This window comes from Kutzneria kofuensis (genome assembly GCF_014203355.1).
Taxonomy (GTDB): Bacteria; Actinomycetota; Actinomycetes; order Mycobacteriales; family Pseudonocardiaceae; genus Kutzneria; species Kutzneria kofuensis.
The window spans coordinates 7,806,850-7,820,929 of sequence record NZ_JACHIR010000001.1 but is presented as its reverse complement, the minus strand read 5'-3'; the positions used below and the strand labels follow the sequence as shown (position 1 = coordinate 7,820,929).

The window sequence follows — 14,080 nt, the reverse complement described above, 5'->3', positions numbered from 1 at the left end:
TTCCACCCCGCCCCGAAGGACCGGACAATGACGTCATCCCTCCGCCGGATCATGGCCGTGTTGGCCATCGGCGCCCTCGCCACCGGCTGCGCCAGCGCGGATCCCGGTGCCGGCGACGAAACGCCGGCCGCCGGCTTCACCGCCCAGCCCCAGGACGCCAACGCGAAGATCACCGTCTGGACCGACTCGACCCGGCTGCCCTCGGTGCAGGCCTTCCAGAAGGCCGATCCGAACGTGCAGATGGACGTCGTCACCTACGACGGTTCCGCCGACGGCTCCACGTACCTGCAGACCAAGGTCCAGCTGTTCGACAGAACCGGCAGCGGCTGGCCGGACGTGGTGTTCGCGTCGCCGACCGACGTCACCTGGGCGTCCCAGCCGACCAGCCCGAGCGCGCAGGCCTTCGCCGCGCCGGTCGACGAGGGCCTGGTGCCCGCGGACACGCTGAAGAACTTCGCCGACGGATCACTGGCCCCGTGCCAGTTCGGCGGCCACACCTACTGCCTGCGCAACGACATCGCGCAGGTTGTGCTCTGGTACGACAAGACGCTGCTCGACCAGTTCGGCTACTCGGTGCCCACGACGTGGGAGGAGTACCAGGCGCTGGGCGAGAAGGTGGCCAGGGAGCACCCCGGCTACCTGGTCGGCGCGATCGGCGACACCAACTCGCACGAGTCGTACTTCTGGTCCGCGCAGTGCCCGGCCCAGCAGCTGACCGACGCCAAGACCCTGCGCTCCAACCTACAGGACTCGCACTGCACGAAGATGGCCTCACTGCTGGACGACCTGATCAAGGCCGGATCCGTGTCCAAGCAAGGGTTCTTCGGGCAGGGCTTCGCCAAGGACTACGGCGGCAAGGTGCTGATGGCCTACGGGCCGTCCTGGTACGGGCAGTACCTGTTCAACTCCGCGTTCAAGACGCCGGCCGGGCAGATCACCGCCGCGGCCCCGCTGAAGTGGCAGGGCGAATCCCGGACGTACACCGGCAACGTCGGCGGCGGCGTGTGGATGATCTCCTCTCACAGCAAGAACCTCAAGGCCGCCACCGCGCTCGCGTCCTGGCTGACGACGTCCGACGACAACCTCAAGGGCGCGCCGACCTACCCGGCCTACTCCCCCGGCGCCAAGGCGTGGCTGGCCAATCCCGCCAACAAGGACTACTTCGCCACCGACGTCTCCGGCGTGTTCCAGCAGGCCGCCGACGAGGTGTGGACCGGGTGGGGCAACACGAAGTTCAGTGACGCGACGGCGTGGTCCAGCGTCGTGCTGCCGGCGGTGACCGCCGGCAGGACGCTCACCGAAACGCTTCCCGCGTGGCAGAACGAGATCACCAGCGAGGCCAAGTCCGTCGGATACACGGTGACCACGCAGTGACGGCTCTCGACACTCCCGTCGTCGCCCCGGCTCGCCGCGCGGCGGTGCGGCGAGCCGGGAAGACGGGGATCTCTGGGCCGCTGTTCGTCAGCGGGTACGTCGTGCTGCTGGTGGCATTCGGTGTGCTGCCCACGCTGTACGCGGTGTACCTGGCGTTCACCAACGTCCGCGGGCAGTTCACCGGCCTGAACCAGTTCCTCCGGGTGTTCCAGGACTTCCGGTTCTGGCCGGCGTTCGGCGACATCCTGGTGTACCTGGTGTTCTGGCTGCTGCTCATCGTCGTGTTGACGGTCGGCGTGGCGATCGTGCTGCGCAGCCGGATGCCGGCGCCGCTGTCGGCGGCGCTGCGGTTCCTGTACTACATCCCGGGCGCGCTCGCCGGCGTGGCCAGCGTGCTGGTGTGGCTGTTCATGCTGGACCCGTCGGTGAGCCCAGCCAACTGGCTTCTCACCTCGTTGGGACTCGACACCTTCGCCGAGGTGCTGGCCCCCGGTCACCTGTCGCTGATCTTCGCGCTGATCGCGTTCTGGACCGGCGCGGGCGGCTGGATCGTGGTGATGTACGGGGCGCTGAACAACATTCCGCAGGAGGTGCTGGAGGCCGCCCGGATGGACGGCGCCGGGCCGTGGCGGCTGGCGCTGCACGTCCAGATCCCGATGATCCGCAAGTGGATCGTCTACATGGTGATCCTGGCGTTCGCGGCCGGCACCCAGCTGTTCGTGGAGCCGCAACTGCTGCAGACGGCGTCGCTGGGCCGGGTCAGCCCGACCTGGTCGCCCAACCAGCTCGCCTACGTGTACGCCTTCCAGCACGGCGACTTCAACGGGGCGGCCGCGATCTCCCTGGTGCTGTTGGTGATCGGCCTGGCCGGGGCCGGGCTGCTGGTCACGAGGTCGGGCCTGTTCAAGGTGGACGAGCAATGAAACGCATCATCGGGACGACGGTGGTGGCGCTGGTTCTGCTGGTGCTGCTGGCGTTTTTCGTGCTGCCGGCGCTCTGGCTGCTGCTCGCGCCGACCAAGACCGCCGCCGAGCTGACCGGCCAGTCCCCGCTGTCGTTCGGGTCCTTCGCCAACATCGGCCTGGCCTGGCAGCACCTGACCGGCTTCGAGAACGGCGTGCTGTTCGTGTGGCTGCGCAACTCCGCGGTGTATGCGGTCGGCGCGCTGATCGTCACGCTCGTCACCAGCATTCCCGCTGGTTACGCCCTGGCGCTGACCAGGTTCCGCGGGCGCAAGCTGCTGCTCACCGTCACGCTGATCGTGATGATCATGCCGTCGGCGGCGCTGGTGCTGCCGGTGTTCCTTGAGCTCAACCTGGTGCACCTGATCGGCACCGCGTGGTCGATCATCCTGCCGTTCTCGTTCTACCCCTTCGGGGTGTACCTGGTGTACATCTACTTCGCCACCAGCCTGCCGCGCGAGCTGCTGTCGGCGGCGCGGCTGGACGGGGCCTCCGAGTGGCAGATCTTCACCCGGATCGCGCTGCCGCTGGCCACGCCGGTCGTCGGCCTGGTGGCGTTCTTCAGCTTCGTCGGCAACTGGAACAACTTCTTCCTGCCCTACCTGGTGTTGCCGGGCAGTGACGAGTTCCCGATCCAGGTGGGGCTGAACCAGCTGCTGTCGTCGACGCCGTCGTTCAACCCGGTCGCCGGCGCCGGCCTGAACATCACCAGCCCGGAGCTGGCGCTGGCGATCATCGTCGCCGTCCTGCCCGTGCTCGTGCTGTTCCTGTTCTCCCAGCGCACCCTCGTGTCGGGGATGCTCGCCGGGGCCACCAAGGAATGACCGTCCCTTCTCGACCAACGACGTCTCGGGAGTGTCCATGCACCACCGTTTCACGGGCGCGGCGTTAGCCGTGCTCCTGGCGGCCGGCGCCGTCACAGCGTCCACTTCGGACGCCGCCGCCGCGTCAGGCACCACCTACTACGCGGCCCCGAACGGCCAGGGCTCGGCCTGCACCCAGCAGAACCCCTGTTCCCTGCTGGCCGCGCAGTCCAAGGTCCACCAGGCCACCGCCGCCATGTCGTCCGACATCTCGGTCGTGCTCGCGGACGGAACCTACCGGCTCGACAAGACGTTCAGCTTCGACGCCGCCGCGGGCGATTCCGCGACCAACGGCCACACCGTCACCTACCAGGCGGCCCCGGGCGCGCACCCGGTGATCAGCGGCGGTCGGCAGGTCAACGGCTGGAAGCAGGGCGCGGGCGGCGTGTGGTCGGCGAACGTGCCGGCCGGCACCGACACCCGGCAGCTGTACGTGGACGGCGTGCGCGCCGACCGCGCCTCCGGGCCGAACCCGACCGGCTTCAGCCGCACCGCCACCGGCTACACCACCTCCGACGCGACGCTGGCGAGCTGGCACAACATCTCCGACGTCGAGTTCGTCTACAACGTCAGCTGGACGCAGGTGCGCTGCGGGGTCGCGTCGGTGTCCGGCACGACCGTGACGATGAAGCAGCCGTGCTTCGACAACTCGTCCAAGAAGCCCTACGGCGTCAACATCGACCAGCCGTCCTACGTGGAGAACGCCAAGGAGCTGCTCGACAACCCGGGCGAGTTCTACCTCGACAAGCCCGCGCACACCGTGTACTACATCCCGCGCGAGGGCCAGGACCTGCGCACCGCCGACGTGGAGATCCCGCGCCTGCAGACGATCATCCAGGGCACCGGCACGGTCGCGAAGCCGCTGCGCGGTCTGGTGCTCAAGGGACTCACCGTCCAGTACGGAGGCTGGACCGCGTCGAACGGCCCGGACGGCTTCTCCGAGGTGCAGGCCAACATGCGTCTCACCGGCCCGGACGCGTGGGACAAGCAGGGCTCGTGCGACCGGTTCTCGCAGACCGACCCCGGCACCTGCCCGTACGGCAACTGGACCATGACTCCCGGCAATGTGGTGTTCGACCACACCGACGGATTGAGCATCCAGGGCGACACCTTCAGCCACCTCGGCGCGGCCGGCCTGCAGCTGGGCCAGTACGTGCACAACTCGTCGATCACCGGCAACGCGTTCACCGACATCTCGTCCAACGGCCTGGAGATCGGCAACGGCGCCGACGCCAACCCCGGTGACCTCGGCGTGATCCCGGCCGACAACACCATCGCCGACAACTGGGTGCACCACGTGGCCGTCGAGTACACCGGCGGCGTCGGCATCTTCCAGGGCTACGCCCGCTACGACACCATCACCCACAACCAGGTCAACGACGTGCCGTACAGCGGCATCAGCTCGAACTGGGGCTGGGGCTGGAACCCGGGCACGAAGACCGAGGGCAACAAGATCACCGACAACCTGGTGTTCGACCACCTGCAGCAGCACATCGACGGCGGCGGCATCTACGTGCTCGGCCAGGAGGGCACCTCGCTGGCCAACGGCCTGCTGATCAGCGGCAACGTCGTGCGCAACGGCGCCGGCTTCGGCCACTCCATCTACACCGACGGCGGCAGCTGGCACATCACCGAAACCGACAACGCCGTGTTCGGCAACGACACCCACTCCTTCGGCGGCAGCAAGGAGGCGAACAACCCCTACGGCGACTTCGTCTTCACCGACAACTACTACGAGGAGAACACGCCGGACTGGCCGGCCGGTGACCCCACCGACCTCGTGCTGTCCAACAACGCCAAGGTGTCCTTCGACGGCACCGGCGTGCCGGCGTCGCTGCTCGCCAACGCGGGCATCGAGCCGCAGTACAGGTCGCTGATCACCCCGCCGGCCGGCCACGCGCCGGACAACCTCGCCGCCGGCAAGCCGGTGCAGGCCCAGTTCCTCGACGGCAGCACCGCGCAGCTGCAGCCGGAGTCGCAGCTTTCCTATGCCACGGACGGAAACCCCGCCACCTACATCCAGGCCAGCGGGCAGTTCAGGTGGCAGCTCGTCGTCGACCTGCAGCAGGCCCAGACCCTCGGCTACGTCACGGTCGGCATGCCGCAGCCGCACTTCGCCACCGACTTCCACGTCGACGCCTCCACCGACGGCACCGCGTGGACGACCGTCGGCAGCGTGCACGGCAGCGGCTGGGGCACGGTCCCGGTCGACTTCGCCACCCCGGTGACTGCCCGCTACCTGCGGATCGTCGCCGAGAAGCCGGACGACTGGGGCCAGCGCGGCGACCAGATGGCGATCAGCGAGATCGGTGCGTTCGCCGCCTGCGCGGGGCCCGACAACGCCGCGTTGAACCGCCCGGCGCAGGCGTTCTTCATCGACGGCACGCAGGCCCTGATGCAGCCGAACTCCACGCCCGCCCTCGGTGACGACGGCAACCCGAACACGTGGACCCAGGCCACGCAACGGTTCCGCTGGTCGTACCAGGTGGATCTGCAGAAGGCGCAGTCGATCGACGTGGTGTCGCTGCTGATGCCGACCGACAAGTTCGCCACCCGGTTCCACATCGACGTCTCGCTGGACGGGTCGACGTTCTGGACGGTCGCGCGCCGGGTGGACAGCGCCGGCGGCATCACCGGCGTGCAGCTGGACCAGCCCGTGACGGCCCGCTACGTGAAGGTGGTCGCCGACCGGCCGGACGACGGCGGCCAGACCGGCGGCCAGATGGCCATCAGCGAGCTGGCGGTGTACGGCGCCAGGTAGCTCTCCCCCGGCGAGTCCCGCTTACAGTCACACCGAATGCGTGAAACGGTTTCGTACTTTCGGTGTGCCGCTGAGCGGGACTCGCCGGGGTCTCACGTCTTGGGACGGCAACGGGGTCGGCGGCGCCCAGGTGATGCCGTGGTCGTCGCTGCGGAAAACGGCGCGGGCCCCGTCCGGCAGGACGTAGAGTCTCGACGGCGCTGCCGGCGTGAAGGCGAGAAATCCGCCGCTGGCGTTCGGCCCCATCGACAACCACTGCGGGGCCCGGGCCTCCGTGGCCGGCACCGCCAACGCCAGGGTCAATCCCATCGCGAGCACTGCTCGTCGGAGGAAACGATGCTGCATCCGCGGGCGGTTTGTCACCGATCGGCCCGTGTCAGAACCACGACACGTCGCAAAGCCGACACCGGCGGATCTCGGCGTGTGGGAGATCCGCCGGCGGTCGGTCAGCCCTTCGCGGACTCCGTCACCTCGGCCACCGCGCGGGCCAGGATCTCCTGCTCGTCCTCGGGCAGGTGCCGGTCGACGCGGACCGTCTGCAGGGCCATCAGCAGCGCCGTCCGGTCCTCGGCCGTGCCCAGGTCGCGGAGGTAGGCCGGCAGCAGCAGGCCCAGCGCGAGCAGGTCGCCCCGGGCCGACAGCTTGCCCAGCAGCTCCGCGAGCGCCGCGGACTTGGACGTCGAGTCCAGTCCCCTGGCGATGGCGAAGCGGGCCGCCTCGTGGTGGGGGCCGGCCGGCACGTGCTGCAGGCTGTCGGCGGCGAGCTTGTAGTGTTCACGGGCCTGGTCGGCGTCGTCGACATTGGTGTGCGCGCGGGCCAGGCTCAGGTGCATCGAGGCGTAGAAGGCACGCACCCGCTCGTCACCGGACTTGTCGGCCCGCTCCAGGCACACCTTGTTCCACTGCAACACCTCTTCCGGCGTCTGCTGGCTGCGGGCGAGGTAGTGCGCCGCCAGGCATGCCTCGTAGTCGTCGGTGGCCGCGTCCCAGGCCTGCTCGAACAGGGCCCGCGCGTCGTCGGCGCGGCCCTCCCCGTCGGCTTGCATGCCCTGGCCGATGAGCCGCACGACCTGGTTGTTCGGATCCATCGGCAGTTCCCTCCACAGTGGAAATCCAGCAAATACAGTGACGACGTGACCAGAAGCGCGAGGACGATCGCCAGGGCATCCAGTCCGTCGAGATCGCGATGACCGTGCTCGGGGCGATCGAGCGGGGTCGCGGTCCGATGAGCCTGACCCAGATCGCCGCCGCCGCCGACATGGCGACCAGCAAACCCCGCCGCCGCCCCCGCCACCATCCTCACGACGAGTAGAACCGCGCCCCCCACTTCTGCCACATGCGCTCCGCATGTGGCGCCGGGAGTCAAGTACGGAGCGCTTGCGACATTTGCTTGTGGGAATGGTTGGGTGATCGGCCGCGCCGAGCAGACGCGCACGGGGTGCGCTCTCGGCCACCCCTGGCTGGATGTCCGCCGCCTCCGCGCCGACTCACCCGAATCGACCAGCCCCCACTCCTCGACATTCGACGCCCATCCCGGCGTGCGGATCGTGCTCGGACACCTCGGCGAGAACCTGCCCTACGGCCTGTGGCGGCTCGACAACCACAACGCCTGGCACGGCCGGCGTGCCTCCGGTTACCGGGCGAAACGGGACGTCGCCGACTACTTCCTGGCGAACTTCCTGATCACCACCTCCGGCAACTTCACCACCCGGACCCTGTTGTCGGCGATCATGACCATCGGCTCGGATCGCATCCTGTTCTCCACCGACTGGCCGTTCGAGAACGTCGACCACGCCGCCACCTGGTTCGACTCGGCCGCCATCAGCGAAACCGACCGCCGCAAGATCGGCCGCGACAACGCCCGTCCGCGAATTCCGCCTCGGCATGTGATTCGGCGGAAAGCGGTCGGCTCCGCCGGTAGATTCCTCCGGTGAGCGAGCAACTGCCCGCCGGGGGCATCGAACTGTCACCGGCGGAGATCGATGCCCTTGAGGCGAGGTGGGCGGCCAGCTGGACGCCGACCGAGGTCGCGGGGAGGCTGGCGGGCATCGCCACGCCCTGGTGTGTGGCGGCGGGCTGGGCGCTGGATCTGTTCCGGGGCAGGCAGACCCGAGCGCACGGGGACATCGAGATCGCCGTTCCGGCGGCCGACTTCCCGGAGGTCCGCGACCGCTTCCCCGGCTACGCCTTCGACGCGGTGAGCAGCGGCCGGATCTGGGAGAACGCCGACAAAGCCGTACTTGCGGCCACACACCAGACCTGGCTGCGGGATCCGCAGACCGAGAACTACCTGCTCGACGTGTTCCGCGAACCGCATGACGGCGACACCTGGATCTGCCGGCACGACGAGACGATCCGCCTGCCCTACAACGACATCATCCGCCACACCGACGACGGCGTCCCCTACCTGACACCGGAACTGGTCCTGCTGTTCAAGGCCAAGCACGCCCGTCCGAAGGACCAAACCGATTTCGACGGAACGGTCCCCCAGTTGACGAAAGCGCAGCGCACCACCCTCGCGGAGCTCATCGCCCACATCTACCCGGAACACCGCTGGCTCGAGGATCTCTAAGCGCTGAGGGAAAACAGCCGCATCTCGGCGACGGTCTCGAAGCCCATCCGCCGGTACACGGGCTCCCCCATCGCGCTCGACGTCAACGCCCCGAGCCGGCACCCGCGCTCGCGCCCGGCGGCCAACGCCGCGGCGGTGACGGCGGTGCCGATGCCCTGGCGACGGAATCCGGGCTGGGTGCCGACGAAGTACACGGTCACCACGTCATGGCTGATCCACGCCTCGGCGGTGCCGACGATACGCCCGTCCACCCGGGCGGCGAATCGAAGCACGTCAAGCGAAAGCTCCCGTTCGACGGCAACGGGAACCCCCTCCGGCCGGATCTCCGACACGGCCGCATACGCGGTGACGAACTCGGCGACGTCCTCGGCGACCGACACACCATCAGGAACCACGAACGTATCCAGGGCAATGGTCATCACCGGCAGCCGCGCCAACTCCGTGCCGCCGCGCGCCAGCAGGCCGTCCGCGACAGAGGCATCGCTGTCCGGCCCGACCCACCACAGCCACGGCAACCCGGCGAAATGCGAGGAAGCCTCGGCAACGGCGTCGTCGAGGTCGTGATCACGAACCCGGACGACGCCGTTCAGCGTCCAGTGCGGCACGCCGCTGCGGTACATGGCCAGATCCGAATCCTCGGGCCGGTCCGGATCCCAGCTCAGCAGGTACGCCAGGTGGGCGGCCAGCAACGATTCCAGCGTCACCCCTTCTTGGCCCTTCGGTTCAGCAGGATCGCCCGCAGCCGCACGCTCGGCCTGGTCAGCTCACGAGGGTGCCTGAGCATGAAGGTGACCTCGTCGAACAGGCGGTTCATGGCGGCATCGTGCAGCGTCGCGGCGGCCACCTGGTTGTCCAGCCAGCGGCGGATCCGGTAGAAGCGCGGATACGGCCCGTCGACGTGCGGCAGCTGCAGGTCGGCCCCGGTCGACGTGGACCACGCTGCGTCCACTACCACCTTCTGCAACGCGAAGAATCCCCGCGCCGGCCGGGACAGATCCGGCCGGGAGCGCAGGAAATCCGAGAGGCACGAGGCGTGCAGCGTCCCGGACGTCATGCCCTGCCCGTAGATGGGGTTGAACGAGGCGACGGCGTCGCCGACGGCGACCAGCCGCGCGGGCATCCGCCTGAGCCGGTGGAAGTCGCGGCGCCGGCTGTCGGGATGCCGATACGTGCGCACGTCGTCGACGACCTCGTTGGCGACGGCGTGGACGAACTCGTCCGAGAGTTCGGTGCGACAGAACCGGATCAGGTCCTCGGTGGTCTGGGCGGGCCGGTGTTCGGCGTAGCCGGCCACCAGCACCAGCCACCGGTTCTCCTCGATCTGGCAGACCGCGGCGCCGGACACGTCCGGCGACAGCTGCGGCGAGCGGACGCTGAGCACGATGGTGTGGTCCGGCTCGTCGTCACGCCGGAAGACCGCGCAGGCGTAGTTCAGGTCCACGGTCATGCGCTGCATCGGCGGCCGCTGCCAGCCGGCCTGTTCCAGCCAGTCGCTCAGCCGGCTGGAGCGGCCCATCGCATCCACCACGAAGTCGGCGCGCTCCACGGTTTCCGCGCCGTCGGCCTCGACCCGCACGCCCGTCGCGGCCTCGCCGTCGAACTCCACGCCGGTGGCCCGCCCGACGATCGTCTTCACGTTGGGCCGGGCGAGCGTGTGCTCGCGGATGCGGGCCTCGATGAACGGCCGGCTGCCGCCGAGCATCGCGGTGTCGAAGTCGCTGGCCCGCAGTTGGCCGTCCACGTAGCGGCGGATGGTCGACGGCGGCTGCGGGCGCGCGCCCGCGGCGACCGCCTGCTCGGTGAACCCGGGGAAGAACCGCTCCAGCTGGATGAGGCCGCTGGGCAATAGCGCGTGGATCTGGCTGCTCTGCGGCACGCCGGGACGCGGCGCGGTGCTCGTGCCGGGGTCGTCCCGCTCGACGACGATCACCTGCTCGGCGTGGTCGGCGAGCACCCGGGCCGCCATCAGCCCGGCCACGCTGCCGCCCATCACCACGGCTCGGCCGAACAGGACGGGCGTGTCCGTCGGCGGATTCGGGTCACTGAGCCGGTTGAAGACGTCTGCTGCCGACATGGTGTTGTCCCCCAACGGATGCGACGGCGGTACCACCACCTTACGCACTGCACGCGAGCCGTGACGGTACGTTGCCCACAAGGGCATCGTCGCGGCGGCGATGTGTCAGACCCCCTGCGTAGACTCCGGCGAATGGGAGTCAGCAGCGCCGTGTTCCACCGGGTCGTGAACGCGCTCGCCGAGGTGGAGAGCTCGCAGGCGCACGACTGGACGTCGTTCAGCGTGCGGGGCAAGCGGTTCGGCTACTACTGGCCGCGGACCGAGACCGTCGGCCTGAAGCAGACGATCACCGAGCAGCAGGCGCTGGTGTCGGAACGCCCCGAGGTGTTCGAGGAGCAGTACACCTCGGGCGGCTTCGGCTGGGTCGTGGTCTACCTCGACGGCATCGACGCCGACGAGCTCGCGGAGCTGGTGTACGAGGCGTGGCGGTTGAGCGCGCCGGAGGAGCTGGCCGACGGGCTGCCGTTCGCGAAGGTGGCGAAGGCGCTGCCGCGCCGCCGGGTCGCCCGGTGAGGGTCTAGCCGGTGAGGTCCTCCATGGCGATCAGGCCGTCCTGGATCGCCCGCTCCACCAGCGCGGCCTTGGTCCGCGCCGGCCGTCCGGTGTTGGCGTACTTGATCCGCACCCGGTCGATGTAGGTCTCGACGGTCTTGATGGAGACGCCGAGCTTGCCGGCGACCAGCCGCTTCGAGTCGGACTCGAACCACGCGACCAGCGTCTCCATCTCGCGTTCGGACAGCTGAGGCCGGCTGGGGCGGCGGTCGGTGCTGATCGCGCCGCCCAGCGACGGCGACGTGTAGGGCAGGTTCTCGGCGCCGGCCCGGATGGCCGGGATGAGGTGATCCGGCCCCTCGGCCTTGGTGAGGTACGTGAAGACGCCGAGGTCGAGGCAGGTGAGCACGGTGTCGCGGTCGGAGCGCTGGGAGTAGACGATCACCTGCCGGCCGGCGTCGACCAGCCGCTCCAGCTCGCGGAACGCCGGCGGCCCGCCCAACTGCAGGTCGAAGATCACCACCTGCGCCGACGCGCCGGGCTCGGTCCAGGCGCGGCCGATCTTGCCGTCGGCGTCGATCAACCGCACCGGCGGTGTCGCGGCGGCGCACCACGCCCGCACGCCCGCCGTGATCGCCGGGTGGTCGTCGATGATCACGGCGGTAATCAGCTCTGCCACGTCGCTTTCACCCACAGGCGGTCCTCGTCCTCCACGGTGGTGATCATCACAGCGCCGTCGGCCTCGGCCGGGATGCCCGCCGCGTCGCCGTCGGCGACCACGCTGACCGACACTGAAGAATCGGTGCCCAGAACCGTAACCCGCGCCCAGTTGCGTGCGGTGCTCAGGACCCGCACCGGCGCCTCGGTCAGCCCCCGCCGCACCTCGCGCGGCAGGCCGGGCCAGCTCCCCTGGGTCGCCAGGTCGACCAGCACCCCGCGCCGCTCGGCGACGTCCACGCACGCCTTGAGCTCGTGCAGCAGCCGGTCGTCGACGTCGTCGCCCTCGGCGAACAGCCGCCGCATCCGTGCGGCCGCGATCGCGCACTCGCGCCGGGTCTGGTCGGCGGTCGGGTCGAGCTCGCCGTCGGCCAGCCCGGTGAGCAGCGGCCGGACCTCGGCGTCGAGGTCGTGCGAGCGCCGGCGGCGGTCCTCGTGCAGCCGGGCCGCGATCATCTCGGCCTCCCGCACGGCCTCCTCGGCCTCGGTCGCCCGGGCGGCGCTGGTCGCGGCGTACCGGAGCATCCAGGTCGCGGCGCCGGCGGTGACCTGGAACGCGCCGATCGTCACGACGTCGGTGCCGACGTTGATCAGCGCCAGCGGGGTGAAGTCGTCGCCGAGCCCGAGGTGCACGAAGTTGGTCGCGAAGTGCGCGGCGAGCGCGGCCAGCAGCACCGCCAGGTGCTGGTCGAACAGCAGCACGACGGCCACCCAGCCGATGCCGTCGATCGCCCAGTTCGCGTAGCCGGGCACCTCGGCGACCGGTAGCAGGGCGTTGACCAGCACGGAAACCGCCAGCGTCAGCCCGAGCACCGGCCACCGCCAGCCGCCCCAGGACCAGCCACGCATGATCAGCACGCCTTCGGTCGCCAGCACCGCGATCAGCGTGAGATAGCCGGCGACGACCGGCCAGACGACCAGGTAGACGTCCAGGTGCGTGAGCAGCGCCGGCAGGTCGAGGGCCAGGAGGTCGACGCCGGCGATGATCAGGATCGCGATCCTGAGCCGTCCTCGCAGACGCGCCATGGTGGCGCGGGCGTCAGCCACGGTCCCACTCCAGCCGCACGGTGGTGCCCTCGCCCGGCGCGGACGTGATCACGGCCCGGCCCCCGGCCGCGGCCAGCCGCTCGACGATCGAGTTCGCCACGCCACGCCGCCGATCGGAAACGTTCTCGGGCCGGAAACCGGTGCCACGGTCGGCAATCACCACCGATCCGTCCGCGACGGTCACCGTCGCCGTCGTCTCACCGGAGTGCCGGGCCACGTTGTTCAGCGCCTCCCGCAATGCGCCCCGGACGGCCGTCGCGATCTCCGGCGACACCGGCAACGCGTCCGGCGCGGTCAGGTCGACCCGCACCCGGCTGGCGTTGATCACCTCCAGCAGGGCCGGCAGCGCGTCGCCCTCGGCGACCTCCGTCTCGCCGGCCAGCGCCGCCAGGTCTCGCCGCGCCTGCTCCCGTACCCACTGCTGATGCGAGCCCACCTCACCCAGCCCCACCATCAGCAACGTCGTGGCCGCCGTGTCGTGCAGCATCGCGACGTGCGCCCGTTCGTCCGCACGGACGGCCTCCGCCACGGCCGCCTCGCGCCGCGCGGCTTCCGCCCGGGCTTCCTGCGCGTCGGCAGCACGCGCCGCTTGCACCAGCAGGGTGACCAGCACCCGCGACAGGATCGCCTGCACGGGGGTGAACGCGCCGATCGCCGCCGCGCCGACCCACATCTCCGGGGTGGTCCACCACGCCCCGACCAGGAACGCCGCCGTCGCCATCAGCGACGACGCCAGCCCCGGCACCGGCTTCGTGTGCCACTGGTGGAACACGACCGCCACCGACACCAGCGTGATCACCCAGCCCTGGCCGTTGCCCACCGACTCCGGCGGCACCGTCCAGGGCTGGAGCAGCCCCGTCGCCCCGAGCACGGCCACGTCCGCCCAGGCCAGCCCCGGCGGCGGCCCTTGCCACAACCATCTCGCGTACAGCAGGCTCCACACCGAGACGGTGATCACGATCACGGCGGTGCGCAACTCGTGCCCCGCGGGCGCCGACATGACCCCCAACAGGCCCCCGACCAGCGCGACCACCAGCCGCGCCACCGCCAGGATGCGCAGCGCGGCGCGCGTCAGCTGTCCCTCGACCGAGCCCCTTGTGGGGTGTTCACCCGACACCATCGGCAGCGAGTATGTCGCATCGTTGGGAGGGGACGGAGAGCGGTTCGCGGGGGAGACGGAACCGGGAAACGCCCACGGGGGGAGAGAAAACCGAAGAG

The 14,080-nt window shown here is 70.0% G+C and carries 14 protein-coding genes; 8 read left to right on the top strand and 6 right to left on the bottom strand.

Annotated elements, in window-relative coordinates; genetic code table 11:
• Nucleotides 1-27: 27 nt before the first annotated feature.
• The 4 genes from BJ998_RS35720 to BJ998_RS35705 are packed head-to-tail and all read left to right on the top strand — an operon-like array spanning nt 28 to nt 5,960.
• A complete protein-coding gene (locus BJ998_RS35720) occupies nt 28-1,374 on the top strand; it encodes an ABC transporter substrate-binding protein (RefSeq protein WP_246488720.1) in 1,347 nt (448 codons plus the stop codon).
• A complete protein-coding gene (locus tag BJ998_RS35715; RefSeq protein WP_184867702.1) occupies nt 1,371-2,297 on the top strand; it encodes a carbohydrate ABC transporter permease in 927 nt (308 codons plus the stop codon). The genes BJ998_RS35720 and BJ998_RS35715 overlap by 4 nt, the downstream gene beginning before the upstream one ends.
• Nucleotides 2,294-3,160, top strand: coding sequence for a carbohydrate ABC transporter permease (locus BJ998_RS35710; RefSeq protein ID WP_184867701.1), 867 nt, complete (start codon nt 2,294-2,296; stop codon nt 3,158-3,160). Before BJ998_RS35715 ends, BJ998_RS35710 begins: the two co-directional genes overlap by 4 nt.
• 37 nt (nt 3,161-3,197) lie before the next feature.
• Nucleotides 3,198-5,960 carry a discoidin domain-containing protein gene (locus BJ998_RS35705; protein WP_184867700.1) on the top strand — a complete coding sequence of 921 codons (2,763 nt, stop codon included), beginning with the start codon at nt 3,198-3,200 and terminating at the stop codon, nt 5,958-5,960.
• A 446-nt stretch (nt 5,961-6,406) separates the two neighbouring features.
• Here the strand turns inward: BJ998_RS35705 and BJ998_RS35700 are convergent, their stop codons facing one another.
• Nucleotides 6,407-7,048, bottom strand: coding sequence for a hypothetical protein (locus tag BJ998_RS35700; RefSeq protein WP_184867699.1), 642 nt, complete (start codon nt 7,046-7,048; stop codon nt 6,407-6,409).
• 77 nt (nt 7,049-7,125) lie between these two features.
• On the opposite strand from BJ998_RS35700, the gene BJ998_RS35695 reads away from it, so the two are divergent.
• Genes BJ998_RS35695 through BJ998_RS35685 form a run of 3 tightly spaced genes read left to right on the top strand, consistent with a single transcriptional unit; the run spans nt 7,126 to nt 8,532 of the window.
• A complete protein-coding gene (locus tag BJ998_RS35695) occupies nt 7,126-7,272 on the top strand; it encodes a helix-turn-helix domain-containing protein (RefSeq protein WP_312890590.1) in 147 nt (48 codons plus the stop codon).
• A 37-nt stretch (nt 7,273-7,309) separates the two neighbouring features.
• Nucleotides 7,310-7,894 carry an amidohydrolase family protein gene (locus BJ998_RS35690; RefSeq protein ID WP_312890485.1) on the top strand — a complete coding sequence of 195 codons (585 nt, stop codon included), beginning with the start codon at nt 7,310-7,312 and terminating at the stop codon, nt 7,892-7,894.
• The gene (locus BJ998_RS35685) at nt 7,891-8,532 is read left to right on the top strand and encodes a nucleotidyltransferase domain-containing protein (protein ID WP_184867697.1); all 642 of its coding nucleotides are present in this window, start codon (nt 7,891-7,893) and stop codon (nt 8,530-8,532) included. Before BJ998_RS35690 ends, BJ998_RS35685 begins: the two co-directional genes overlap by 4 nt.
• On the opposite strand, the gene BJ998_RS35680 is transcribed toward BJ998_RS35685, so the two are convergent.
• Nucleotides 8,529-9,236 carry a GNAT family N-acetyltransferase gene (locus BJ998_RS35680; protein ID WP_184867696.1) on the bottom strand — a complete coding sequence of 236 codons (708 nt, stop codon included), beginning with the start codon at nt 9,234-9,236 and terminating at the stop codon, nt 8,529-8,531. The two genes, BJ998_RS35685 and BJ998_RS35680, sit on opposite strands and share 4 nt — an antisense overlap.
• Nucleotides 9,233-10,606: an FAD-dependent oxidoreductase gene (locus BJ998_RS35675; RefSeq protein WP_184867695.1), complete on the bottom strand. Its 1,374-nt coding sequence runs from the start codon at nt 10,604-10,606 to the stop codon at nt 9,233-9,235. Before BJ998_RS35675 ends, BJ998_RS35680 begins: the two co-directional genes overlap by 4 nt.
• A gap of 132 nt (nt 10,607-10,738) precedes the next feature.
• Between BJ998_RS35675 and BJ998_RS35670 the strand changes: the two genes are divergently transcribed.
• Nucleotides 10,739-11,119, top strand: a complete 381-nt coding sequence (locus tag BJ998_RS35670; protein ID WP_184867694.1) for an MmcQ/YjbR family DNA-binding protein — start codon at nt 10,739-10,741, stop codon at nt 11,117-11,119.
• Between the two features lie 4 nt (nt 11,120-11,123).
• Here BJ998_RS35670 and BJ998_RS35665 read toward each other — a convergent pair whose 3' ends face one another.
• Genes BJ998_RS35665 through BJ998_RS35655 form a run of 3 tightly spaced genes read right to left on the bottom strand, consistent with a single transcriptional unit; the run spans nt 11,124 to nt 13,982 of the window.
• Nucleotides 11,124-11,777: a response regulator gene (locus BJ998_RS35665; RefSeq protein WP_312890484.1), complete on the bottom strand. Its 654-nt coding sequence runs from the start codon at nt 11,775-11,777 to the stop codon at nt 11,124-11,126.
• The gene (locus tag BJ998_RS35660; RefSeq protein ID WP_184867693.1) at nt 11,765-12,862 is read right to left on the bottom strand and encodes a hypothetical protein; all 1,098 of its coding nucleotides are present in this window, start codon (nt 12,860-12,862) and stop codon (nt 11,765-11,767) included. Before BJ998_RS35660 ends, BJ998_RS35665 begins: the two co-directional genes overlap by 13 nt.
• Nucleotides 12,855-13,982 carry a sensor histidine kinase gene (locus tag BJ998_RS35655; protein ID WP_184867692.1) on the bottom strand — a complete coding sequence of 376 codons (1,128 nt, stop codon included), beginning with the start codon at nt 13,980-13,982 and terminating at the stop codon, nt 12,855-12,857. Before BJ998_RS35655 ends, BJ998_RS35660 begins: the two co-directional genes overlap by 8 nt.
• Nucleotides 13,983-14,080: the final 98 nt, after the last annotated feature.